This is a genomic window from Streptomyces sp. NPDC047108, assembly GCF_040643575.1.
Taxonomy (GTDB): Bacteria; Actinomycetota; Actinomycetes; order Streptomycetales; family Streptomycetaceae; genus Streptomyces.
The window spans coordinates 613,058-636,647 of the sequence record NZ_JBEYUP010000001.1 but is presented as its reverse complement, the minus strand read 5'-3'; the positions used below and the strand labels follow the sequence as shown (position 1 = coordinate 636,647).

Annotated in this window: 25 protein-coding genes; 15 read left to right on the top strand and 10 right to left on the bottom strand. The window is 68.8% G+C overall.

All coding sequences use genetic code 11. The features are described 5' to 3' along the window. Nucleotides 1-320: 320 nt before the first annotated feature. Nucleotides 321-1,337, bottom strand: coding sequence for a DUF3152 domain-containing protein (locus ABZ822_RS02815; protein ID WP_360846032.1), 1,017 nt, complete (start codon nucleotides 1,335-1,337; stop codon nucleotides 321-323). Between the two features lie 619 nt (nucleotides 1,338-1,956). Then, nucleotides 1,957-2,979 (bottom strand): alpha/beta hydrolase, encoded by a 1,023-nt coding sequence (locus ABZ822_RS02810; protein WP_360846030.1) that lies wholly within the window; start codon nucleotides 2,977-2,979, stop codon nucleotides 1,957-1,959. A gap of 125 nt (nucleotides 2,980-3,104) precedes the next feature. On the opposite strand from ABZ822_RS02810, the gene ABZ822_RS02805 reads away from it, so the two are divergent. From ABZ822_RS02805 to ABZ822_RS02790, 4 genes are all read left to right on the top strand, one after another. Further along, a complete protein-coding gene (locus ABZ822_RS02805; protein ID WP_360846028.1) occupies nucleotides 3,105-3,326 on the top strand; it encodes a hypothetical protein in 222 nt (73 codons plus the stop codon). 156 nt (nucleotides 3,327-3,482) lie between these two features. Continuing rightward, nucleotides 3,483-4,121: a TetR/AcrR family transcriptional regulator gene (locus ABZ822_RS02800; protein WP_360846026.1), complete on the top strand. Its 639-nt coding sequence runs from the start codon at nucleotides 3,483-3,485 to the stop codon at nucleotides 4,119-4,121. Between the two features lie 160 nt (nucleotides 4,122-4,281). Continuing rightward, nucleotides 4,282-4,509, top strand: a complete 228-nt coding sequence (locus ABZ822_RS02795; RefSeq protein WP_360846024.1) for a DUF3107 domain-containing protein — start codon at nucleotides 4,282-4,284, stop codon at nucleotides 4,507-4,509. Nucleotides 4,510-4,706: 197 nt separating this feature from the next. Continuing rightward, entirely contained in the window at nucleotides 4,707-4,976 is a 270-nt protein-coding gene (locus tag ABZ822_RS02790; RefSeq protein WP_360846022.1) for a hypothetical protein, read from the top strand. Between the two features lie 130 nt (nucleotides 4,977-5,106). On the opposite strand, the gene ABZ822_RS02785 is transcribed toward ABZ822_RS02790, so the two are convergent. Next, nucleotides 5,107-5,865: a ferritin-like fold-containing protein gene (locus ABZ822_RS02785; RefSeq protein WP_360846020.1), complete on the bottom strand. Its 759-nt coding sequence runs from the start codon at nucleotides 5,863-5,865 to the stop codon at nucleotides 5,107-5,109. A 465-nt stretch (nucleotides 5,866-6,330) separates the two neighbouring features. Between ABZ822_RS02785 and ABZ822_RS02780 the strand changes: the two genes are divergently transcribed. Together ABZ822_RS02780 and ABZ822_RS02775 are read left to right on the top strand one after the other, a co-directional pair. After that, nucleotides 6,331-7,644 (top strand): DEAD/DEAH box helicase, encoded by a 1,314-nt coding sequence (locus ABZ822_RS02780; protein WP_360846018.1) that lies wholly within the window; start codon nucleotides 6,331-6,333, stop codon nucleotides 7,642-7,644. A gap of 1,052 nt (nucleotides 7,645-8,696) precedes the next feature. Further along, a complete protein-coding gene (locus ABZ822_RS02775; RefSeq protein ID WP_360846016.1) occupies nucleotides 8,697-9,275 on the top strand; it encodes a restriction endonuclease in 579 nt (192 codons plus the stop codon). Between the two features lie 476 nt (nucleotides 9,276-9,751). On the opposite strand, the gene ABZ822_RS02770 is transcribed toward ABZ822_RS02775, so the two are convergent. Together ABZ822_RS02770 and ABZ822_RS02765 are read right to left on the bottom strand one after the other, a co-directional pair. Then, on the bottom strand, nucleotides 9,752-10,186 hold the full coding sequence (locus tag ABZ822_RS02770; RefSeq protein ID WP_360846014.1) for a DUF2267 domain-containing protein: 435 nt from the start codon (nucleotides 10,184-10,186) through the stop codon (nucleotides 9,752-9,754). Nucleotides 10,187-10,423: 237 nt separating this feature from the next. Beyond that, nucleotides 10,424-10,861: an Hsp20/alpha crystallin family protein gene (locus ABZ822_RS02765; RefSeq protein WP_360846012.1), complete on the bottom strand. Its 438-nt coding sequence runs from the start codon at nucleotides 10,859-10,861 to the stop codon at nucleotides 10,424-10,426. Nucleotides 10,862-10,993: 132 nt separating this feature from the next. Here ABZ822_RS02765 and ABZ822_RS02760 point away from each other — a divergent pair, with 132 nt between their 5' ends. After that, nucleotides 10,994-11,674 (top strand): type III effector protein, encoded by a 681-nt coding sequence (locus tag ABZ822_RS02760; protein ID WP_360846010.1) that lies wholly within the window; start codon nucleotides 10,994-10,996, stop codon nucleotides 11,672-11,674. A gap of 383 nt (nucleotides 11,675-12,057) precedes the next feature. Here the strand turns inward: ABZ822_RS02760 and ABZ822_RS02755 are convergent, their stop codons facing one another. After that, entirely contained in the window at nucleotides 12,058-12,237 is a 180-nt protein-coding gene (locus ABZ822_RS02755) for a hypothetical protein (RefSeq protein ID WP_360846008.1), read from the bottom strand. A gap of 159 nt (nucleotides 12,238-12,396) precedes the next feature. Between ABZ822_RS02755 and ABZ822_RS02750 the strand changes: the two genes are divergently transcribed. Continuing rightward, nucleotides 12,397-13,098, top strand: a complete 702-nt coding sequence (locus ABZ822_RS02750) for a GAF and ANTAR domain-containing protein (RefSeq protein ID WP_360846006.1) — start codon at nucleotides 12,397-12,399, stop codon at nucleotides 13,096-13,098. A 528-nt stretch (nucleotides 13,099-13,626) separates the two neighbouring features. Next, on the top strand, nucleotides 13,627-14,811 hold the full coding sequence (locus ABZ822_RS02745; protein WP_360846004.1) for a zinc-dependent alcohol dehydrogenase: 1,185 nt from the start codon (nucleotides 13,627-13,629) through the stop codon (nucleotides 14,809-14,811). 34 nt (nucleotides 14,812-14,845) lie between these two features. On the opposite strand, the gene ABZ822_RS02740 is transcribed toward ABZ822_RS02745, so the two are convergent. After that, nucleotides 14,846-15,067 (bottom strand): DUF6479 family protein, encoded by a 222-nt coding sequence (locus ABZ822_RS02740; RefSeq protein ID WP_360846979.1) that lies wholly within the window; start codon nucleotides 15,065-15,067, stop codon nucleotides 14,846-14,848. A 285-nt stretch (nucleotides 15,068-15,352) separates the two neighbouring features. Here ABZ822_RS02740 and ABZ822_RS02735 point away from each other — a divergent pair, with 285 nt between their 5' ends. Then, nucleotides 15,353-15,907, top strand: a complete 555-nt coding sequence (locus ABZ822_RS02735) for a hemerythrin domain-containing protein (RefSeq protein WP_360846002.1) — start codon at nucleotides 15,353-15,355, stop codon at nucleotides 15,905-15,907. 108 nt (nucleotides 15,908-16,015) lie between these two features. Here the strand turns inward: ABZ822_RS02735 and ABZ822_RS02730 are convergent, their stop codons facing one another. After that, the gene (locus ABZ822_RS02730) at nucleotides 16,016-16,456 is read right to left on the bottom strand and encodes an ANTAR domain-containing protein (protein WP_360846000.1); all 441 of its coding nucleotides are present in this window, start codon (nucleotides 16,454-16,456) and stop codon (nucleotides 16,016-16,018) included. A 246-nt stretch (nucleotides 16,457-16,702) separates the two neighbouring features. Here ABZ822_RS02730 and ABZ822_RS02725 point away from each other — a divergent pair, with 246 nt between their 5' ends. From ABZ822_RS02725 to ABZ822_RS02710, 4 genes are all read left to right on the top strand, one after another. Continuing rightward, the gene (locus ABZ822_RS02725; RefSeq protein WP_360845998.1) at nucleotides 16,703-17,662 is read left to right on the top strand and encodes a helix-turn-helix transcriptional regulator; all 960 of its coding nucleotides are present in this window, start codon (nucleotides 16,703-16,705) and stop codon (nucleotides 17,660-17,662) included. Nucleotides 17,663-17,984: 322 nt separating this feature from the next. Continuing rightward, the gene (locus ABZ822_RS02720) at nucleotides 17,985-18,542 is read left to right on the top strand and encodes a hemerythrin domain-containing protein (RefSeq protein ID WP_360845996.1); all 558 of its coding nucleotides are present in this window, start codon (nucleotides 17,985-17,987) and stop codon (nucleotides 18,540-18,542) included. Between the two features lie 23 nt (nucleotides 18,543-18,565). Continuing rightward, nucleotides 18,566-19,234 (top strand): MOSC domain-containing protein, encoded by a 669-nt coding sequence (locus tag ABZ822_RS02715; protein ID WP_360845994.1) that lies wholly within the window; start codon nucleotides 18,566-18,568, stop codon nucleotides 19,232-19,234. A gap of 434 nt (nucleotides 19,235-19,668) precedes the next feature. Then, the gene (locus tag ABZ822_RS02710) at nucleotides 19,669-20,214 is read left to right on the top strand and encodes an isochorismatase family cysteine hydrolase (RefSeq protein WP_360845992.1); all 546 of its coding nucleotides are present in this window, start codon (nucleotides 19,669-19,671) and stop codon (nucleotides 20,212-20,214) included. A gap of 228 nt (nucleotides 20,215-20,442) precedes the next feature. Here the strand turns inward: ABZ822_RS02710 and ABZ822_RS02705 are convergent, their stop codons facing one another. Next, nucleotides 20,443-21,075, bottom strand: a complete 633-nt coding sequence (locus tag ABZ822_RS02705; protein WP_360845990.1) for an endonuclease — start codon at nucleotides 21,073-21,075, stop codon at nucleotides 20,443-20,445. A gap of 266 nt (nucleotides 21,076-21,341) precedes the next feature. Here ABZ822_RS02705 and ABZ822_RS02700 point away from each other — a divergent pair, with 266 nt between their 5' ends. Next, entirely contained in the window at nucleotides 21,342-22,844 is a 1,503-nt protein-coding gene (locus ABZ822_RS02700; RefSeq protein ID WP_360845988.1) for an FAD-dependent oxidoreductase, read from the top strand. Nucleotides 22,845-22,889: 45 nt separating this feature from the next. On the opposite strand, the gene ABZ822_RS02695 is transcribed toward ABZ822_RS02700, so the two are convergent. Beyond that, the gene (locus tag ABZ822_RS02695; RefSeq protein WP_360845986.1) at nucleotides 22,890-23,447 is read right to left on the bottom strand and encodes a DUF6328 family protein; all 558 of its coding nucleotides are present in this window, start codon (nucleotides 23,445-23,447) and stop codon (nucleotides 22,890-22,892) included. Between the last annotated feature and the right edge of the window lie 143 nt (nucleotides 23,448-23,590).

The window sequence follows — 23,590 nt, the reverse complement described above, 5'->3', positions numbered from 1 at the left end:
CACGCCACCGGAAGGGGTGAACGGTCGTGACTTTCCTTGTAGATCGACGTTGCGACGCGCTAGAGACAGCGGTTCCCGACCTCGCACCCCCATCCAACGGGCAGGTCAGGCACCGGGGCACGCGAACCGGGCGCGCGGCGGGCAGGCGCGAGCCCCGGCGCGCGGGCCGGTACGACAGCCCCTCACGACGGGACCAGCAGGTGACGGAGGGCTCGTACGCCTCGTACGGCAGGCCCCGTTCGGCGCACCGGACCATCGCGCATCGCACATCGCGTGGCCGACGGAACGCTCACGGGAGGCTCGACGCGTCCGCCTGAGGCTCAACCCTTGGGGTACGGCCAGGCGTTGGGCTTGCAGAGACGGCCGTCCGTCGCAAGGTACTTGGTCTGCTGCATCATGACCGGGGCCAGGGCACCCGACTTGGGACAGCCCTCGTGTCCGAGCCCGAGACGGTGGCCCACCTCGTGGTTGATGAGCATCTCGCGGTAGCTGAACAGCTTCTTGTCCCCGTACGTCTCGGCACCCTGGGCCCACCGGTAGGCGTTGATCATGACGCGCTCGGTGGAGGCGGAGTCGCAGGAGACGTTGTCGACCGTGGTGTCGAGGTCGGACTTCGCGCACCACTTGGCGGTCGTGGCGGGGCTGGCCAGGGTGATCACCCAGTCCGGCTCCCCGGACGAGATCCGCTCGAAGGTGCGGGTGCCGCCGCGGCCCCAACTGCGGCGGTCGTTGAGGGTCTTCTGCACGGCCTGCGCGAACAGCTTCCCGTCGAGCGGGAGTCCCTTCTCCACGTCCACGCGGTACCGCACGACCTCGCCCCTGCCGGGCGCCTTGTCGCGCCCGCCGACGGCGCTGAAGGCGCCCGACGCGGCCAGCTTCTCGTCGAGCGGGTAGAGGGCCGCCATCTTCTGGACGTACGTGAGGGGGGCGGCGGTCGGCTTGGACGGCGCGGGCCGGTTGTCGGAGCGCGAGGTGTCGCGGGTGTCCTCCCGCGGCGCCTTGCTCGGCCCCGGTGACGCGGTGCGGCTCCGGTCGCCGCCCATGAACTCCCCCGCGGCGACGACGGCGAGCACGGTGATGACGGCCGCGGCGGCGATGCCGGTGAAGGTGCGGCCCTTCCCGCCCTTGGGGCGCCGTGCCGCGGGATCGCCGCCGGCCCTCACGCCGTCGTCGGCCTCGCGCGGGTCGGGAGCGCCTTCCGGCGGGGTCCCGGGCGTTCGGCTCCCACGCCGTTCGCGCACACCGGGCACACCGGGCACACCGGGCACACCGGGCACACCGCCGCCGTAGACCTCGTCCTCGAACGCATCGATGTACTCCTGCCGCGGCCTCGGCACGAACACGCCTCCTGGCGGGGTTTGGGTGGCAGCGGCAGTTGCTGACGCGGCGACGGATCCGGATCCGGAAGCCGGTGCGGAGGAAGCGGGAGCGGCGGCACCGGGCCCGCGGCGCCCCTGTCCGTACGCGGGAACACCGTGCGGCGGTGTGCCCGGACCGTACGCCGGAACACCGTGCGGCGGCGTGCCCGGACCGTACGCGGGACCACCTCCCGGTCCCGGTCGGCGCACACCGGCCGCCCGCCCTGCGGCGCCGTTGCGCACGCCCGCGCCGTATGCCGGCACGCCCTGCGGCGGCGTCCCGGGGCCCGCCCCTTGCGAGGGGCGGGGCTGCGGGAAGGGGCTGCCGCCCTGGACCGGCACCCCGCGCGGCGGCGTGCCGTGCTGCATCGGCGGCGCACCTCGGTGCATGACGGGGGTGCCGTGCGGCGGGGTCGGCGGCGCGGGGGCGGCGCCCCGGTCTCCGCCCTGCTCGCGCTGTCCGGGACGGCCGCCACGCGCATCGCGCGGCCCCGGCGTGCCCGAGCCCCTGACGACCCGTGGAACGGACTCGCCGTCGGCGGACTCCCGCCCCGGCGTCTGTTCCGTAGCTGCGGCCGCACCGGTGCGGCCGCGACGGCTATGACGTCCCACGCGTCGACTCAGCTCCTGCCCGCTTCGCGGCCGTTGCCGCGGCCGTCGTCGTCCCCGCGGCCTTCTCGTCGTCCATCAGCTCGCGGAAGGCCCGCGCCACCACATCGGGATACTCCATCATCGCCACGTGCCCGGCCTCCGGCAGGGTCAGGAGCCGCGAGTCGCGAAAAGCCCGCGACGCGCGGGCAGCCATGCGGAAGGACACCAGCTTGTCCCGTCCGCCGTACACGAGCAAGGTCGGTGCGAGCACACGCTCGGCCTGGCGCCACAGGGAATGCTGGCCGCCAAGCGTGTACGCGTCAACGACGCCTCGCGCGGAGCGGCCTATCACGTCCCAGAAGTAGGGCAGTGCGAGCCGCCGTTCGTACTCGGCGACGGCCGTCGCGAATCCGTCCCGATCCACCCGCCCCGGGTCGCCGTAGCACAGGGCCAGCACCTCGAGGGTGCGGCGCTCGGCGGTCCACTCGCGGGTCATCCGGGCGAAGAGGCTGGTCACACCCGGGACGGCGAGCAGCGCGGTGGGCATGGCGGAGACTTGCGGGCGCAGTTCGGGCAGCGCCGGCGAGACAAGGGTGAGTGTGCGCACCAGGTCGGGGCGGACGGCGGCGACGCGGGTGGTGACGGCGCCCCCCAGCGAGTTGCCGAAGAGGTGGACGGGTCCGCGGCGCTCGGCGTCGAGGTAGCGGATGACGGCCCGGGCGTGTCCCGAGATGGAGTAGTCCCCGTCGTCCGGCGGCGCCGAGTACCCGAAGCCGGGCAGGTCGAGGGCCTCGCCGTCGAGGGTGTCGTCGAGGGACTTCAGGAGGGCGGACCAGTTGAGCGAGGAACCGCCGAGCCCGTGGACGTAGAGCGCCGGATCCAGGCCCTCACGGGCCGGCTCTCTGGTCCGCACGGCCAGGTGGAGACCCGGGAGCGAGACCTGGCGGAGTTCCTCTCCGGCAGCACAGGCACCACGCGTCTGGATTGCCGCATGCGCGGCGCGGGTACCCGGCAGCTCGGTCGAAGACATGCGGCAATGTTACGAGACGATCACGCTCTGGCTTGTGTGGCGGCCGTCACACCATGTCATGGCACGAGAACACCCGGTCTCATAGGCTCGTGTAGAGGGCGCTCGCCCTGGAAAGGGGAGCCACCATGTCTGTCGACCCAACCGATCCCGAGACCTTCGAGAACGACTCCGACCAGGCGGAGGAGTTCGACGTCGAGGCCCCCGAGGCCGACGCCGCCGAGCAGCACGCCGATCTGGTCGAGGAGCACGACGCCCCGATCGACGACCGGGCGCTGGATTCCGCGAATCCCGCGGACGCCGCGGAACAGGCCCGGGTCGTCGAGCTCAATGAGGACGACTACCGGTGATCTGCCCTTTTTGTCATCCCCCTAGTACACCGGGCAATCTGTCCGGACCGTGAAATTCTGTGCCCGCACCGAGCACACCCGGGTTACCCGAAAGTACGATGGCGGACGCGGTGGACGTGGCGTCGCCGCACACGGAACGGACCCATGGGAGGCGGCGTGACAGCCATCGAGCAGACCGAGGCGCGCCCGCGAGGCACGCGCCTGCCGCGCCGTGCCCGACGCAACCAGCTCCTGGGCGCGGCCCAGGAGGTCTTCGTCGCGCAGGGCTATCACTCGGCGGCAATGGACGACATCGCCGAGCGGGCGGGTGTCAGCAAGCCGGTGCTCTACCAGCACTTCCCCGGCAAGCTCGACCTGTACCTGGCCCTGCTCGACCAGCACTGCGAAGCGCTGCTGCAGGCGGTGCGTGCCGCACTCGCCTCGACCACGGACAACAAGCTGCGCGTGGCGGCCACCATGGACGCCTACTTCGCGTACGTCGAGGACGAGGGCGGCGCGTTCCGGCTGGTCTTCGAGTCCGACCTGACGAACGAGCCCGCGGTCCGCGACCGCGTGGACAAGGTCAGCCTGGACTGCGCCAAGGCGGTCAGCGAGGTCATCGCCGAGGACACCGACCTGCCGGCCGAGCAGTCGATGCTGCTCGCCGTGGGCATGTGCGGCATGGCGCAGATCACCGCGCGCTACTGGCTGGGCTCCGGGCAGAAGCTGCCCCGGGACGCCGCGGCCAAGCTCGTCTCGTCGCTGTCCTGGCGCGGTATCGCGGGCTTCCCGCTGCACGGCGCGAACCGCTCGTAGGCCACGCGGTTCCGGTGTGCCGCGTCCGCGCGGCACACCGACGGCGCTGTTCGCTCCTGGCGTGCACGAACGGCGGTCAGCAGGTCCCCGCACCGGGCTAATGTGTGCTGCGTACAGCGCGGCTGACCGCGCACCCTACTGACCGTCGGAGGACGAAGCCGTGGAGGTCAAGATCGGCGTGCAGCACGCGCCCCGCGAGATCACCTTGGAGAGCGGGCAGTCTGCCGAGGAGGTCGAGCGAGCGGTGGCCGAGGCGCTCGCCGGCAAGGCACAGCTCCTGACCCTGGTGGACGACCACGGCCGCAAGGTCCTGGTTCCTGCCGACCGCCTGGCCTATGTGGAGATCGGTGAGCCGACCGCCCGCAAGGTCGGCTTCGGCGCCGCGTAGGCGCGCCGCGCGTCAACCGCGCACAACGCAGCAACCCCGTGACGGCGGCCGGGTGGTCGGATTCGACCACTTGGCCGCCGTACGCGTGTCTCCCGCGGGATCCGGGCGGAGGATTACGTTCCGGAGGGCCGGGGTACGACGGCCGTGGACCGGTTTGCACCTGCCTGTTCGGCTGTTGTGCGGGAGGGACGACAAGGATGATCCTGGAAGCGCTCGGCTCGGTACTCATCGGCCTCGCGGTCGCCTACGCAAGCACGCGCTGGCTGCCCGAGCGGCTCCCGGCCCGGCCCCTCGTTCTCGGCACCGGCGCCATCGCCGCGCTCTTCGGTGGACTGATCACGTACACCGTCGTCGGCGACGCGTATCCGCTCGCGACGCTCCTCGGAGCCCTGGCCGTGGGCGTGGCGCTGCTGTCGCTGCTGATCCGGCCGGCAGGACGCTGGGTCCGCCGGTCAGCGGCGGCCTGACGGTCCCTCCGGAACCGCCGGGCCGCAGCCTTTGCGCACCGGCGTAGCGATCCGCCCGGCACCCGGCGTCACCGCTGCGGGTGACGGCACCGGCACCGGGCTCACCCGTCCCGGGGCGGAGCTACGGCGGTCAGGCAGCCAGTCCCAGCGCCGCCATCCGCTTGGTGTGGGCCTCGGTGATCCGCGAGAACATCTTGCCGACCTCGGCGAGGTCGAAGCCGTCGGCGACCCCGCCGACGAGCATCGTCGACAGCGCGTCACGGTCCGCCACGACCCGCTGCGCCTGGCTCAGCGCCTCGCCCATCAGGCGCCGCGCCCACAGGGCCAGCCGTCCGCCGACGCGTGGCTCGGCCTCGATGGCGGCCCGCACCTTCTCGACGGCGAACGAGGCGTGGCCGGTGTCGTCCAGGACGCGGAGCACCAGGGCACGGGTGTCGGTGTCCAGGCGGGCCGCCACCTCGCGGTAGAAGTCGCTCGCGATCGAGTCCCCGACGTACGCCTTGACCAGGCCCTCGAGCCAGTCGGACGGTGCGGTCTGGCGGTGGAACTCGTCCAGTGCGGCCGCGAACGGCTCCATGGCCTCGGTCGGGGTGGCCTCGATCGCGGCGAGCCGGTCCCTCAGCTGCTCGAAGTGGTGGAATTCGGCGGAGGCCATCTTCGCCAGCTCCGCCTTGTCCTCCAGGCTCGGCGCCAGCTTGGCGTCCTCGGCGAGCCGCTCGAAGGCCGCCAGCTCGCCGTAGGCGAGGGCGCCGAGCAGGTCGACGACGGCGGCCCGGTACTGCGGCTCCGCGGATGCCTGCGCCCAGTCCTGGGCGGCGATTCCCGTGTGATTCCCGGCGCTCCCGGTCTCGATTCCGGCGGGGGCGTTGGTCTCGTCAGGCGTCTCCATGAAGCGCACAATAGCCCGCTCGTGGCCGCGCGGAAGTCCCTGGTCAGGCAAGCGCGACGCGGCACGCTACCCGAATGACCCAACACATGTGCGCGAATCCGGGGTATGGTGGTAAAGAGCCCGCCGGTCATACGGTGGGTGCTCTGATGAATGCGGATGCCCGGTCGGTGGCCCGATCGGCTCCGACCGACAGCCCTCCCCGCGGGACGTACGACCGTACGGACCGCTGAGCGAGGGGCCCGCTCGCGGCGCGAGTGGATGCGCGAGAGCCAGTGGTCCTGCGCCGATGACGGCCAACCCACGGCCGACTGAATTCCGGGTGCGGTACGACCCCCCTCGCCTTCTGCCGCCGCGTTTCACAGAAGAGGCAAAACCCTGACTACGTTCCGAGACCTCGGGATCCTTCCCGAGACAGCCGAGGCCCTCGAGGCCGTCGGCATCACGAATCCCTTTCCCATCCAGGAAATGACCCTTCCCGTCGCGCTTTCGGGCAGCGACGTCATCGGCCAGGCCAAGACCGGAACCGGCAAGACGCTCGGTTTCGGCCTTCCGCTGCTGGAGCGCGTCATCGTGCCCGCGGACGTCGAGGCGGGCCGGGCCGAGCCCGGCCAGGCCGGTGACAGCCCGCAGGCCCTCGTGGTCGTACCGACCCGCGAGCTGTGCCAGCAGGTGACCAACGACCTCCAGACCGCCGGCAAGGTCCGTAACGTCCGCGTGCTGTCGATCTACGGCGGCCGGGCCTACGAGCCCCAGATCGAGGCCCTGAAGAAGGGCGTCGACGTGATCGTCGGCACCCCGGGCCGCCTGCTGGACCTGGTGGGCCAGAAGAAGCTGCGCCTCTCCGAGGTCAAGGTGCTCGTCCTCGACGAGGCCGACGAGATGCTCGACCTGGGCTTCCTGCCCGACGTCGAGAAGATCATCCAGCAGCTTCCCGCCAAGCGTCAGACGATGCTGTTCTCCGCGACGATGCCCGGCCAGGTCATCTCGCTCGCGCGGCGCTACATGTCGCAGCCCACGCACATCCGGGCCACCGCCCCGGACGACACGGGCGCGACCGTCGCGAACATCACACAGCACATCTTCCGCGCGCACTCGCTCGACAAGCCCGAGCTGGTGTCCCGCATCCTCCAGGCCGAGGGCCGCGGCCTGACGATGATCTTCTGCCGTACCAAGCGCACGGCGGCCGACATCGCCGAGCAGCTCGCGCGGCGCGGCTTCGCCTCCGGCGCGGTCCACGGCGACCTCGGCCAGGGAGCGCGCGAGCAGGCGCTGCGCGCGTTCCGCAACGGCAAGGTGGACGTCCTGGTGTGCACCGATGTCGCCGCGCGCGGCATCGACGTCGAGGACGTCACCCACGTCATCAACTACCAGTCGCCCGAGGACGAGAAGATCTACCTGCACCGCATCGGCCGTACGGGCCGTGCGGGCAAGTCGGGTACGGCCATCACCCTCGTCGACTGGGACGACATCCCGCGCTGGAAGCTCATCAACAAGGCGCTGGACCTGCCGTTCGACGAGCCGGAGGAGACGTACTCCACCTCCGAGCACCTCTACGAGCTGCTGGGCATCTCCGAGGGCACCACCGGCGTCCTGCCGCGGGCCGAGCGTGGGATCTGTCGAAAACCTCCGAAGCCCAGGTCGGAGACTCGGTTCTCTGGGTGTGAAAACGGCCTCCCCCGGATCTCAAAACGCGGCCGGTGCTGGCGTACCTGCTGGCCATCCCTCCAGGCTCCCGAACGACGAACTCCGTTGGGTGCGTTCTCTGGAGCGTCACTCTGACGGCCCAGCCTCCCGGGTGCCCCGCCTGTCGACTTGCTATTTGAATAGCAATTACTGATGGTCTGGTCATGGACGACGTTTTTGTGCCATGGCCCCGGTTTGACCGCCGGGCGTTCTTGCTTCTCCTGGATGATCAGAGGCGGCTGATGCTTTGTGGGGCGTGTTGCCGGGGTTGGACAGTGCCTCAGGTACGGCTGAATGCAGGCGCCGACTACCTCGGGCAAGCAGCCTCCTTCCTGCGGCAGCGGTTCGACCTGCGCCGTCCGCAGTTCTCCGCCCTCTATGGACTTCATCAGTCGCGACGGGGGGAGTCGTGGGAGTGCGACCGCCCCACCGCGTCTCGCGCCTTTATCGTGCGCGTCACCGATGAGCAGTCGGCAGCCTTGCAGGGCATAGGGGGCAGCCATGTGCTTTGGACGGTGACTCAGCTCCGCCAGCGACGCCGGGACGTCTTCCCAGAGGGAGTCGTTCTGCTGACCGCCGGCTACGTCGAAGGTTGGCTGCCGGACGGTCCGCTCATGCTGTCGTGAGGATCAGCCGCAGCTCTCGCCGTCGTCTGTTCGGCTCCGTCATGGGCTACCAGCCGCAGTGCTCACTTGGCAGGACTCAAGTCGACCAGCCCCACCTTTGATACGTGCTCGAGACGCCAGCCGAGCTGCTGGCCGCAGAGACCATCAGCGCAGGCAGCTGTCCCGTCCAAATTCAGGGAGCCAATAACAGCGGGCGCCGCCGTCCCGACGCCGCTCGCTGGCCACCGTCGTCTGCCATGGCGATGGTCCAGCCGAAGAGCATCCTGCTCAACTCTTCTGGCGTGATCAGCACGTCTCTGCAGGCTGCACCGGGGGTCTGAACCGGCCGGGCGACATCGCCATCAGCGCCGCAACTGAGCGAACGCTGCAGAGTCTGTCGGTGAACCGACAAGCAGTTTTGAATCATCGCCGCTGACCGCATCACCAACCAGTTCAGCCGGGAAGTTGTGCGATGCCCGGGGTGAACGCCCTGCTCGATGGGGAGCAACACATCGGCAGATCAGGTGATGGGGAGGACGTGCGGTGGGGGCAGTGTTGCTTGTGGCGTTAGCCGTCGTCGGTGTCGGCGCAGTCGTGGCGGCTCTGGTGCGAGCGGGACAGCGTGAAGCGCGAGCTGAAAAAGCCCGGTTGCTCAGAGAGGAACAAGTACAGGCGCGCAGGTCGCTGGACGCGGTCTGGGCGATGGACGACCGAGAGTTCGAGGAGTACGTCGCCGAGTTGTGCCGGCGAGACGGTTGCACCGACGTCAAGCGGGTCGGCGGCGCCGGCGATCTGGGGGCTGATGTGACCGGTCTTCTGCCTGACGGGCGACGCATGGTGATTCAGTGCAAGCGATATGCAAAGCATCGAACGGTGGGCAGTAGGGACATCCAGACCTTCAATGGTACGGCCCGTGTCGAGCACGGGGCCGACGTCCCGATTTTCGTGGCCTCCTGTGTGTTCACCAAGCCGGCGCGCGACTTCGCCTTCCGCCACCACTTGTGCCTGATCGATGTGAACCTGCTCGGGTTCTGGAACAGCGGCACTGCGCTGTCCTCATTTCTGGACCTGGACATCAGCCGCTCCGGCACCAACCGCCGGCTTCGTCCGGACCGAGACTGACGCTAGCCGTGCCGAGTCGATGTATTGGCGCGCGGACTCACGTGTGCAACCGGTCCTTGAACCCCGGTGCGGGGAGTGCTGGTGTGCAGCGCAGCTCGTTGGTCATCTCTCCGTGTCACGCTGTGCTGGTCAGCGAACGAAGCGGGAGCGCCCAAGGTAAGGGCCTCCCGTGCGTCAGCGCCGTGATGCGGCAGGGTGCAACGTCCCTTCCGCGTTGACCCCCAGGAGGAGCTATCTAGTAAGCACGGCTCTCCCCGAGCAGGGTCTCATGGCGTCCTGTTGCGACAACTCGCCCCTGCTCGGGGAGCCCAACTGCCCCCGCGATGACAAGCGTTGAGTGCAGTGAGCGACGATGAGGGTGGCGTCCCCCGTACGAGCGTCGCGCATCGCTTGCTCGACCGCGTGCTCACCGCCGGCGTCGGTTGGAGACCGCGAGCGGATATTCCGGCGGTGAAGGCCAGCCCCCGTTCTGTGTGTCAGGCAGCCTGGATCAGTTCGGCTCGACCGAAGAGCAGGGCATATCCGTTGGGGAGTTGGGTGAGGATGCGGGTGAGGAGTTCGTGTCCGGCCAGTTCGGCGACGACGGTGAAGACGGCGCCGACGTCCCAGCGGGTGGTCGCGGGGGTGCCGCCGGTGCGGTCGGCGAGGTCCTTCACAAAGCCCCAGCCGGTGAGGTGTTCGGTGGCGGGGACCTGCCCGGTGAAGTGGAGTGCGGCCTCGATGGGGAGGCGGGCGGCCAGGTCGACGCGTTCGTCGCCGATGATCTGGCGGCCGAGTGCGGCCAGCACCGCTGTGGTGGCCGCTTCTGCTCGTTCCCGGGTGGCGTAGGCGCCGTCGTACCGTACTCGCTCCAGCATCTGGTCGTACGTCATGGCGGGGGCCGGACGGTCGAGGTGGGGCTGGGCGTACATCGGCGGTTGCTGCCTTTCTGTCGTCTCGTGGTGGTGGTGAACCGGGTCCTCGAAGAACCGCTCGGTTGCATGAGGCGGGCACGAGGCTCCGCATCGAATGGTGGGATGCCCCGTGCGCGAGGCGACGGGGGCGGCCCGGAGTCCGGGCCGCCCCCCTTCGCCTGAGGCGGGGATGAAGGGGAGAGCTCCCCGCCCTTCGTCCGCCGGGACAGTTGCCCTGTCCCATGCGTGGTGGGCTCAGCTGGTGATCAGCTTCTGACCGCTGTCGGGAGCGGTGACGGCGATCTTGCGGGGCTTGGCCCGCTCTGCGATCGGGATGCGCAGGGTGAGGACACCTGCGTCGTAGTGGGCCTGGACGTTCTCGGCGTCGAGGCTGTCGCCCAGCATGACCTGGCGGGAGAAGACGCCGAGGGGCCGCTCGGAGACGGTGACCTGCACGTCGTCGGCGTGTGCGAGGGGCCGGCGCTCGGCCTTGATGCTGAGGGTGTTCCGCTCTACGTCGATCTCGATCGCGTCAGCGGTCACGCCAGGCAGGTCCACGGCGATCACAAAGGTGTCGCCTTCTCGGTAGGCGTCCATCGGCATCGAGGACGGCCGCGACCAGGTCCCTGTCGTTCCCATGAACTGCTGGGCCAGACGGTCCAGTTCCCGGAACGGGTCAGTGCGCATCAACATCGGGATACACCTCCATCGGCTCGTTGAAGTCAGCCAATGCGCTTCACCTGACACCGTTGTATCATGTCATCCAGACGATGACAACTTGAGTGTCGCCGACACGTTGACGCCCCCCTCGGGAGGAGGAAGACCTTGCTTGAGACCGACTGCAATGCCACCCCGGAGCAGGGCCCGGCACCCGCAGTGCCCACCGCGAACCAGGCGCTGATCGACATCGCCGAGGTCGTCCGCACCGCGCATGCCACGCACGTGGGCGGAGCGCGTACCGATGACAGCGGTGACCAGGCAGAGCAAGCCCTCGCCGCCCTCTCTCTGCTCCGCGAGGTGCGCGAAAGTCTGGCCTCCTGGGAATCGGGCCTGATCGAGGCAGCCCGGGAGGCAGGGGTCAGCTGGGCCCAGCTCGCCCACCCCCTCGGTGTCGCCAGCCGGCAAGCCGCCGAACGCCGCTACCTCCGCCTGCGTCCAGGTGCCGCCGGCAGCACGGGCGAGCAGCGCATCCAGGACACCCGCGATCGCCGTGCCGCTGACCGCAGTGTCGATGACTGGGCCCGTCGCCACGCAGCCGATCTGCGCCGTCTTGCAGGGCAGATCACCGCCCTCTCCGACCTGCCGACCTCGGCCCGCACACCGGTCGGGGACCTCGACCACGCCTTGGCCGCCGACGACGCCGCAGGCCTGGTCGGCCCCCTCGCTGACACCCACCAGCATCTGCAGGACAGCCATCCCGACCTCGCCGCCCGCATCGACGGCGTCAACCGCCACACCCACCAGATCCGACGCGAGAGCAACGACCAGCGCCGCAGCACAGACTGACCCACCACCGCGCGGCCACCAAGCCATCGACCAGGTGCCCGGCCCGCCCGATCACGCCGGAACGAGCTGTCGTCGGAGCCGATCGGGGCGCGATCGGCCTCAGCCCGGAAGGACGTTCTCATGCATGACGATCTCGCCTCTGCAGCCCACCCCGCCCCCTTTGCCCCGCCGCTGCAAGCCGCCGGGGGTGTGCGGGTGAGGCGCCGCGCGGCCAGGGACGGGTATGTGTCGTCACGCGCAACGCCTGAGCCGTCGCCCTCCGATATGGGGGAGCACCCACCTGCCAGGGCGGCGGCCGCTCCTTCCCATATGCCTCCGGGAGCTCAAGCTCCTCCTGCCTCCACAACGCGGCAGAGGCCCAGGCTCGGGAGGTAGGTCCGCATTCAGCTGGGGTGGGCGGGGGTCTTGAGGACCCAGGAGCTGCCGGTGCACGCGCTGGGCAGAGGCGGGAAGGTCTTGCCCTCCACGTCCGTACTGGTGAACTCGTGGCTCTCGCTGCAATCGCACCGGTAGATGCCGCTCTGGGGAACCTTCTCGCCTGGGTGGTAGGTCTCCTGGTTCATGATCCTTGTGTACTGCCGTCTGGCGCGCCGGGCGACCCGACTCCGGCAGGTGGAGGAGCCTTGACGGCGGCCCACCGGGGGAGATCACCCCGCAACGGTAGGTCAGGTGGTGCGCTCTTTCCGTCACAAGACCTGGGGTGACGTGTGTCCGGACAGAGGATGGAGGACGAGGTGGAGTGGAGTCGGTTCGCCCAGCAGATGGCGTCGATGGCGCGGGATCTTCTGTCACAGGAGTCGGTCGCCACCACGCTGGAGCAGATCACTGCCGCGGCCATCGAGCTGGTGGAGGGGTGCGACGAGGCCGGGATCCTGGTACTGCACGACAGACGGGTGGAGACGCTTGCCCCCACTGGCCAGTTGGTCATCGACAGTGACCAACTGCAGGAGCGGTTGGGAGAGGGGCCGTGCTTCGACGCTGCCCGCACCTCGCAGGGCGAGCGGGTCTACCGCATCGCCGACCTCAGCACCGAGCATCAACGCTGGCCCCGGTTCGCCGCTCAGGCACGCGCACTCGGAGTGGGGAGCATGATGGGCTTCCTCCTCTACACCGAGGATGAGGAACTCGGCGCTCTGAACCTCTACTCTCGTCGACCCGGCCGATTCACCGAGAACAGCGAACTGGCCGGCTGGCTCCTGGCCTCCCACGCCGCCGTAGCCTTCTCCAGCGCACGCACGCACACACAACTGGAACAGGCCATTGCCACACGCCACATCATCGGCGAAGCCATGGGCATCATCATGAATCGCTACGGTCTCCACGAAGAAGAAGCATTCAAGACCCTGCGCCGCTGTTCACAGGAGACCAACGTCAAGCTCCGCGAGGTCGCCCGGCAGGTCTGCGAGGACGGTGGCCTCCCTTGACCTCTCGGTGCGGCGCCCCGCCGGCATCTGAACCAGATGCCGGCGGTGGCCGGCTCGCCGTCTGCGAACGCCGAACCCCTTGTCTCCGGTCAGAGTGCAGAGACCCAGCGTGTTCCGCGCAATGCCCAGGTCACACTCTCCGTTTCGCCCCGGGCCGGACCAATTCGACCACCAAGGGTGAGGCGGCCCCGAAAGGCGTCCGTCGGCATCGCCGCGGGCCGCGCCGACCTCACCGGCTCCTGCTGATCGCGAGTGGTGGATCGGTGAGGCCGCCGCCGTTTTGCGCCGAGAAGCCAGGGGCACCCGAGCTGCGGTGCTCGGTCCAGCTGCCTGCCGGACCGGAGGAACTCCGCAGTCACGGAAGCATGGCCGTCCCGGTTCCGGGCGATGAAGCTACGTGCGGGAGCGGCCGACTGCGAAGAGTCACCGCGGTGCACACCTTCACCGCGCAGATCGGCTGCCCGCCGTAGTGCGCCGGAACCGGGGCGGTGACGGGCACCGACCGGTACTCGCGCGAAGGAGAACGTGATGCGAGCCCTGACATGGCACGGAAAACGGGACGTCCGAGTCGACACCGTTCCGGACCCCAAGATCGAGGAACCCACCGATGTCGTCGTACGCATCACCTCGACCGGCCTCTGCGGGTCCGATCTCCACCTCTACGAGTTCTTCGGGCCGTTCCTGAGCCCCGGTGACATCCTCGGGCATGAGCCCATGGGCATTGTCGAGGAGACCGGTCCCGAGGTCACCGCCCTCACAGCGGGCGACCGCGTCGTCGTTCCGTTCAACGTCTCCTGCGGTGACTGCTGGATGTGCCGGCAAGGGCTCCAATCGCAGTGCGAGACCACGCAGGTGCGAAATGAAGGGATGGGGGCCTCGCTCTTCGGCTACACCAAGCTCTACGGGCAGATCCCGGGCGGCCAGGCGGAGTATCTGCGCGTCCCCTTCGGCAACACCCTTCCGGTGAAGGTGCCCCATGGCCCCAACGATGAACGCTTCGTCTACCTCTCCGATGTCCTTCCCACGGCATGGCAGGCCGTTGCATACGCCGACGTCCCGGACGGAGGCACCGTTGCCGTCCTGGGGCTCGGCCCGATCGGCGAGATGGCCGCCCGAATCGCCCTCCATCAGGGCGCCGGACAGGTCATCGGCGTCGACCTGGTGCCCGAGCGCCTGATCCGGGCGCGCGAACACGGCGTGCACGTCCTGGACATGAGCGAGTACGGGGACCATGTCGCCGAGGAGATCCGGCGGCTCACGGACGGCCGTGGCGCCGACGCTGTCATCGAGGCCGTCGGCATGGAAGCCCACGGAGCATCGGCGGCCGAAGCCGCTCAGCGGCTCGTCGGCCTCCTGCCCGACAGCCTGGCGGAGAAGGCGATGCAGCGCGCAGGCGTGGACCGCATGACGGCCTTCAACACAGCGGTGGATGCGGTGCGCCGCGGCGGCACCATCTCGATCGCGGGCGTCTACGGCGGTGCCATGGACCCGGTCCCGATGCTGACGATGTTCGACAAGCAGATCCAGCTCCGCATGGGCCAGGCCAACGTCCGACGCTGGGTGGACGACATCCTGCCGCTCCTCAACGATGACGATCCCCTCGGGGTCGAGGGCTTCGCGACACACCAGCTCCCGCTCGACCAGGCCCCGCAGGCGTACGAGACGTTCCAGGCCAAGGACGACCACATGATCAAGACGCTCCTGATCCCCTGACAGAAGGCCGGCCTGGCGCGTCCCCCCGTCCGCTTTACATGTCATCCGGAGTCTGCCAGGACTCACCCCGCTGGTCCTGACGGCCACGGCGAGCAGTGGTGCCCGGCGTCGGGGTCGACCGCCTGCGGTGGCGTGCCTTACGGCTTCCGAGCAGGAAGGCGCCGACGAGTACGGCTCCAATGACAGCGCCGACAACGATCAGCCAGAGCGCGCCTGTGCCGGACGCCGCCAAGACCTGAGATGCATGAATCAACACCGAACGCTCCTCCGCTCGAAGGGAATCGCTTCGCCCGGGCACGATGTTCCGGGTGATCTGCACGGGACTCAATTGCTCGACTGCCCCACCGCCTCATACGTCATTCGCTCTCTTGGCCCCGTGGAGAGAGCAGAGGCAGCCGCCACGGACGCCCTGGCCGTCACCTGATCGGAGGGAGCCCGTGTTTGCGAGTTTCGGCATGGGCACGGCCCGGGAACCCGTGGCCTCGCCCCGACCGAACGGGTGCACGCGGCAGAGCAGTCAACCGAGAGGATCGCGGCAATCATGGGTCACGGCGGAGACGTCATCGCGGAGCTGTCCACCGACCATCGCGAGGTCGACACATTGTTCGACGAGATCGACCGGACGGCGTCCGCGGAAGAGCGCAAGCGCCTGGTGGACCAGTTGACCATCGAGTTGGTACGACACTCGGTCGCGGAAGAGATGTACCTCTACCCCGCGGTGCGCGAGCAATTGGCAGGAGGCGACGCACTTGCTGATAAGGAGATCGCCGACCATGCAGAAGTCGAGGAGCTCCTTAAGGCACTCGAGGTGCGACCGGTGGACGACCAGGAGTTCGACCGGCTCATCGCACGGCTGAAGGCCGAGGTCACCTCGCACGTCCAGGATGAGGAGACCCGCCTGTTCCCCCGACTCCGCGCAGAGTGCTCGCCCACCGTCCTGGACGACCTGGGAGACAAGATTCGTACGGCGAAGAAAGTGGCGCCGACCCGGCCGCATCCCATTGCGCCCGATACCCCGCCCGGGAACAAGCTGCTCGCTCCCGGAGCCGGACTGGTCGACCGCGCCCGGGACTTCGTTTCCGGACGCGGTAGGTAAGAGGATTTCCTCCGGGTACACCCAGCGCTGTCGCCGGGACATGGGCCGCCTGGTGGTCTCACAAGCTCGACGAGCCACCGACTCGCAACAGCATGGACCGAGTTCGCCTCACCCCGTTGCGCCGCGGCAGCGGCGGTAGGACGAAGCTGGGCCGTACCACGGGGCGGCCCTCGTCGCCGTCTCGCACCGTCCCGTCCGATCTCCTGGCTCATCAGAGCCATGGCCCCGCCCCGAGGCAGAGGCGCTCTCGCCCCGTGCCCGGCGTGCGTCGATGACCGCGGTGTGCAGCCGCGTACGGATGTCCTCGGGAAGCCGGCCGTTCTGCGTCCACCGCACCACGTGGCAGGCGATCTCGCGTAGCTTGATATTGGTGTGCTGCGAGACCTCCTTGAGCACCTCCCAGCCCTCGTCCGACCTCAGGCCCGTCTTCGCGATCAGCACGCCGATCGCCTGGTCGATCACGGCGTGCGAGACCAACGCCTGGCGGAGGTGGTCGACTTCTTCCTGAAGGTCGGTGACCTTCTCCTTCAGTTCGGTCCCGTCGGTCATGTGTGGCCGCCATTCCTCTCCGGCCAACAGCCGTGATCGGCGGCTGTTGGCATCGGGTCGCTCCGACCCACCCTGCGACGTAGCAACCGTTGGGACCACCCGCGTAACGAACGCCATCGCGGGCAGCCGTCCAGAGAACGAAAATCCCCTGGTCCTTCCCGGATGTCGAAGCGGGCAGCGAGTGTGCGGGCCGATACGGCCCGCTCCTGCGACCGACCGCTTCATCAGCGAGAGGACATCGCTGGCATGCACACGTTGACCTTTGACAGCGACGACCTCGAGCAGACCGAGGCGTTCCTCAGCCGCGCCTACGCCAAGATGAGCATCGGAAACAGCAGCACGGAGACCAGCCGGGCCCGCATCTCCCGCAGCGCCGTCGATTTCCTCAGCATCGACGAGCTCGATCTGGACTTCGACATGAGCTACGCGGTCACGCCGCTGGGCCGCATCTGCCTGTGCGTCGTTCACGAAGGCACCATCGAGAACCACGCGTTCCAGGGGGTCGAGGACTCGTTCGGCCCTGGTGACGTGGTGTCATTCGCACCGCCCGAACTGCCCTACGCGGGACGCATCTGCAGCGCTCGTTACAACATCACCATGCTGGACCCGGCCCTGCTGGCCGAAGTGGCCGTAACCGCCGACGCCTTCGACGCCGGTCCGGTCCGCCTCACCGGGCACCGCCCGGTGTCCCCCGCCGCGGCCCAGCAGTTACGGGACACGATCTTCTACGTACGCGACCACATCCTGATGGTCCCCGCCGCAGCGTCGGAGCCGCTGATCGTCTCCACAGCGGCGCAGCACCTCGCGGCAAGCGTCCTGACCACGTTCCCCAACACCGCGCATGGCGACGCCACCGCGTCCGACCGCAACGACGCGCATCCGCTCATGCTCCGCCGCGCTCTGGCCTACATTGACGACCACGCCGACCAGCCTGTCACCGTGGCCGACATCGCAGCCTCGGCCCACGTCACCGTTCGCGCGCTGCAGTACGCCTTCCGCCGGCACATGGACACCACGCCCCTCGCCCATCTGCGCCGGGTGCGTCTCTCCCTGGCGCACCACGATCTGGTGCACGCCGACCCCGGCGGGGGAGCCACGGTCACCGAGATCGCAGCCCGGTGGGGCTTCTGGAACGCCGGCCGCTTCGCCTCCCACTACCGGCAGACCTACGGTCTGTCGCCCCACCGGACCCTTCGAGACGCATGAGGCGCCGATCAACGCGCCAAGCGAAAATTTCCTGCGCCACGAGAGAAGGGGGAGTTGTTCGGCAACAGCCGTCACCGGTCCCGCGAATAGGACACAGCCAGAGGAAGTGGGGCGGGCCATGACCAACCTCGCAGTTCTGGCCGTCCTCATGCTGTTCTCGCCTCCTTCGAGACGGGTGACCAGGATCCCGCTCCCCCGATTCGGTGGCAATGCCGTCCTTTCAGGTTTCGACATCGGTGCTGACAGGAACTCGTGATGTCGCCCCTCAACCCGGCTGGTTGGAGGCGACCACAGCACGTCAACCGAAAGGATGTCGGCAGTCATGGGTCACGGCGGAGATGTCATCGCGGAGCTGACCACGGACCATCGTGAAGTCGATGAGTTCTTCGAACTGATCGAGAAAACAGCCCCCGGGAACAGTGAGCGGAAACGGCTGGTCGATCAGCTGACCATCGAGCTGGTACGCCACTCGGTGGCCGAGGAGATGTACCTCTACCCCGCCGTCCGCGAACATCTCGCCGGAGGCGACGATATCGCCGACCGGGAGATTGCCGACCACTCCAGAGTCGAGGAGCTTCTCAAGGAACTCGAGGATCGCAAGGCCGACGACAAGGACTTCGACCGGCTCGTCGTCAAGCTCAAGACCGAGGTCACCGCTCACATCCAGGACGAAGAGACCAATCTCTTTCCCCAGCTGCGCAGCGCCTGCTCAGCCTCCGCCCTGGAGGAACTCGGCGAGACGATTCGCAAGGCAAAAAAGGTCGCACCGACCCGGCCGCACCCAACCGCGCCCGACACCCCGCCCGGGAACAAGCTGCTCGCCCCCGGAACCGGACTGGTCGATCGCGCCCGGGACTTCGTCACCGGCCGCGGCAAGTAACCACCGGCCGGAGTGACGACGGCATGAAAATCCTCAGCGTGAACGTCGGGTCGGCCAAGCCCGCGGCCTATGCCAATGCTGCCTCCGGTACCACGGGTATCGAAAAGCATCCGGTCGAAACCTCTGTCCACGTGAGCCCGCCAGGCCCTCCGGGGGCGGGAGGCAGCGGCCTGGCCGGGGACGTCGTGTGTGACCTGCGCTCCCACGGCGGCGACGACCGTGCCGTGTACGCCTTTGCGCGCGAGGACCTGGACAGCTGGGAACACGAACTGGGGCGCCCGCTGGCCAACGGCACCTTCGGCGAAAATCTCACCACTCTGGGTATCGACCTGCGTCATGCCCTGGTCGGCGAACGCTGGAAGGTAGGCTCCGACGTCGTGCTGGAAGTGACCGGTGCCCGGATCCCCTGCCGCACCTTCGCGGGTCGGCTCGGGGAGAAGGGCTGGCTGCGGCGCTTCACCCAAGGCGCCTCCCCCGGCGCCATGCTGCGCATCATCGAGCCGGGCGAGCTCGGTGTCGGCGATCCGATCGAGGTCATCCACCGGCCCGCCCACGCCGTGACCGTCTCTCGTCTGTTCCGGGCCGTGACGACCGACCGCGCCATGCTGCCCGGCGTGCTGGCAGCCGCAGAGTGGATGGAACGGGAGCAGTTGCAGATCGCCCGTACCTACACAGCGAAGTACGGGACGTAGCGGCAAGGGGGTCTGCGCGTACGCCGAGTTGCTGCGCGCCAGGGCAGGAGCGGTGTCACGCCGGATGAACGAGAAAATTCGCTGGGCGTGACCGTCACCTGTGCCTCAGGTGCATACCGTGTGTCATGCCCAGTCCAGCCGTTCTCCGGCTCTCGCCGTACGCGTTTCAGGGGCGCCCCGGCTTGGGTCGCCGAGGATCACCAGGGGACCCTCCCTCATCAGGTGTCCAAGCGGACCCGTCTCGTTCCGATGCAGCGCGCCGGGCTCCGGTCAGCGATGCGCGTCAGGCATGGTGGTCGCCATGGAAGGGATCGCGTCGGCCGGCCCGACGACAGCGAGAGCACCCGAGGCCAAACCGGCTTTCCAGGGGAGCGCCCCTGCCATTGCAAGCTTTTCCCGCCGACCGCGCCGCGTCCACGGAAGCTGGTTCCCTCATGACGAAGACCGCTCTCGTCGTCATCGACATGATCAACACCTATGAGCACGCAGACGCCGGAACGCTGGTCCCCTCCGTCCGAGAGGCGCTGCCGGGGATGCGCACGCTGATCCGTCGCGCCCGTGAGCACGCGGCGGAGGTCATCTATGTCAATGACAACTTCGGCCGATGGCGTTCGCACCACGACGAGCTGCTCGACACCGCCCTCCAAGGGCCTCACGCCGATCTCGTCGAACCGGTGCGGCCGGACGATTCATCGCTGTTCGTGGTCAAGGCCCGGCATTCGATCTTCTACCAGACACCCCTGGAGTACTTGCTGGGCCAGCACCAGGTGGACCGCATCGTGCTGTGCGGGCAGGTCACCGAGCAGTGCGTGCTCTACTCGGCCCTCGACGCCCACATCCGCCACTTCGCAGCAACGGTCGCCGACGACGCCGTGGCGCACATCCATCCCGACCTCGCCAATGCGGCGTTCCGCATGATGCGACGGAACATGAATACGCAGGTCCTGCCGTCCGATCGGATCGCCTTCACACCGGACTAGAGACGCGCGCCCCTACTTCTGACGTGACGACGCGACGCACTGCCCGGCCTGGTTCGCTGCGGCACTCGGGCCCAGTCGGCCGTACGCTTCGTGCACTCGACCACTACCTCCCGCAGACGTCGGCCACGCGGACCTCGACCGTGTCGTACGTGTGCGACAGGCGGGGGCCCATCGAGATCGAGGTCAGAGCAGCGGGCTGACGCCCCCACGCTCGGCCATGAGACAGCCTTAGGCGGCGTCGCGCACAGCGTGAGCCGCCTCCTCGTCGAGTGCGACCCGAACGAGCCCGGCGGCGAGCTTGGGCAACTCTTCGGCATCCACAAGCCGTTCCAGGCTCTTCGCAGTCCTGGGCAACCCGACGCGTTGGGCTCCTTGCAGGGCCTTCTTGTCCAGGTAGGGAGCGAACTCCGGCCAGACGCCCTGTACTTCACGGAGGAAGATATTGACGCCTGTGGGCCCGATCCCGGGGAACGCACGCAGTAGTTTCCTCGGGTTCCCGGCCTCCCGCATGCGCCGCAGGTCCCCCTTGTACTCCCGCTGCAGGAGTTCCGCGGCTTCCCCGAGCTGGGTGGCCGTGCGCTCGTCGTAGCGGCGGTAGCCGCCCTTGCCCAGCGCGTCCACACGCTGCTGCCAGTCGGCCTCGGCCATGCTGCGCGGGTCCTTCAGTCCGGCATCGAAGAGCGCGCGGGCCGATGCCACCGCGATGTCCGCCTTGATCCTGGCGGAGAGCAGGTGGGAGAGCACGAGCAGCTGGTAGAGCGGTGCGGGCGTGTTCCGCAGCCGGATGCCGGCCTCCGCCGCGTACGTCGTCCCTTCCCGCTCCAGAAGTGACTCCATGAGTGCTCGGTTCGTGGTCGTCATGACGGCTTCACCTGCCTGCCTGTGGCTTCTCGCTTCCCGACCCGGGTGCCCAGGGCTCAGCCAGGAGTAACGACGTCGTCCCCATGCGCCCGCAGGCGGCACCGCCGAGCACGACGAACAGGCCCGCACAGCCACACCGTGCTGTCCCGTGACCCTCTGTGCCCGGAGCTGACTGAAGTTCCGTCCACCGGTTGCCGATGCGACGGTCAGGCCCTTCCGGCCGTGTCCGTACGAGAGAACTTCGCGAAGAAGGGTGTCCACCGGCCATGTCGTACTGGATGGAAACAGCTCCCGGCCCCGCCCACCCGGCCCTTGAGGGCGACCTGCGGACCGATGTCGCGGTCGTGGGGGCGGGTATCGCGGGTGTGGCCACCGCCTGGGAACTGGCTCGCCGCGGGCGACGGGTCACCCTGCTGGAGGCCGACCGCGTCGGCGGTGGGACCACGGGCAACACCACGGCGAAGGTCACCGCCCTGCACAACCAGGTGTACGACCACCTGCGCCGGACGCGCGGAGCCGAGGGCGCCCGTCTCTACGCGCAGTCGCAAGCGGAAGCCGTCCGCCAAGTGGTGGACCTGACCGCGGAACTCGACATCGACTGCGAGCTCGAACTCGCCCCGGCCTACACCTATGCAACCGACCCCGCCGGCGTGGACGCCCTGCGGCAGGAGGCCGAGGCCGCCCGGGATGCCGGACTCAACGCATCGTTCGTGACGGACAGCGGACTGCCGTTCCCCATCGCGGGCGCCGTACGAGTCGAGGACCAACTGCAGTTCCATCCGCGGAAGTTCCTGCTCGCCCTCGCGGCCGACCTGGTCGCGCGTGGCGGAGAGATCTACGAACGCACCCGGATCACCGGGCTCGACGAGGGGGAGCCCTGCCGGCTCACCAGCGAGAACGGCCGTGTGGTGACAGCCGGCGAGGTCGTCGTCGCCACGCACTACCCCGTCTTCGACCGGGCCCTGCTGTTCGCCCGTCTCTCCGTCCACCGGGAACTCGTGGTGGCCGCCCCCATCCCGGCCTCGGCCGATCCCGGCGGGATGTTCATCACCGACGAGGACGGCAAGCGATCGGTGCGCACCGCGCCGTACGACGGCGAACGGCGTCTGCTCATCGTCACCGGGGAGAGCTTCATCCCGGGGACGTCCCATACCCCCGAGGGCTACCGCCGACTGGAGGAGTGGACCAGCGCTCGCTTCCCCGTGGCCACGATCAGTCACCGCTGGGCCGCGCAGGACACCGACCCGACCGACACCGTCCCCCTCGTGGGGCCGCTCCACCCCGGCGCCCGCCACACCCACGTCGCGACCGGCTTCGGCGGCTGGGGTCTGAGTGGCGGCGTGATGGCGGGCCGTCTCCTGGCAGCCCGTATCAACGGTGAGAGCCTCCCCTGGTCCGGTCTGTACGACCCGCGGCGTCTGTGGAGTGCCGTACGCGAGATGCCGGAGTTCCTCAAGCACCAGGCCCAGGTGGGCAGGCACTTCATCGGGGACCGGCTGCGCACGGCGCACGTCGACTCCGTCGGGGACATCGCGCCCGGGACGGGCGCGGTGGTGCGTCTCGACGGCAGTCGCTGTGCCGTGTACCGGGCGCCGGACGGCACCGCTCATGCCGTGTCCGCACGCTGTACGCACCTGGGTTGCCTCGTCGCCTTCAACGCGGCGGAGGAGGCGTGGGAGTGCCCGTGCCACGGCTCCCGCTTCGCCGTGGACGGATCCGTCATCCAGGGACCGGCCACATCGCCGCTGGAACGCAGGGACGTGGATTAGGCGCGTGGTTCGCCGGCGGTCGACCTGGGGGAAGGGCCGTGCCCGCTACCGCGCGGCCCCGTTCCTGGACGAGCGCCGACGGAGCCACACCGGCAGCAGATACCAGCAGAGGATGAACCAGAGCATCACGACGCCGACGAGGATCTCCGCGAGCAGCCCGGGGATGACGACGCGCAGAAGCAGTAGCAGGGTGGAGCCGACGGTGAGCGCCAGCAGCACCATGCCGCCCATCATGAGGCGGCCGGCCACGTCGACGACCTCGTCCTTCATGCGCTGACCGGAGAGGAAACGGTGGATGGAGACCGGGGCGATGAGCGAGGCGGTCGCCGCGGCACCCAGGACGACCGTGACGACGTAGATGGACCGGTCAGGTGTGGACAGGTCCTCGAAGCGAGAGGTGAAGGCGACGCTGAGGAGGAATCCGAAGAGGATCTGTATTCCTGTCTGAGCAACTCTGGTCTCTTGCAGAATCTCATTCCATCTGCGATTAACTCGCTCGCGAGGCGTTTCGGGCCGGTCGTCGGGGGCCTCGTTCTGGACGGACGGCCCGGCGCTCGAGTGCGTGATGTCCGGTGCGGCGCTCGCGTCGTCGGTGACCGTCATACCAACCTCCGGTGTCCGCCTGGGTCTCGCTGTCCATTTCTTGAAAAACTGCGTCGGCGGAGGCCGTGGCCCGCGCCAGCACATCAGTTCATGGGTGAACAAGTATCCAGATCTGTGGCGACTATGACGCCTGCGGCGTTCCT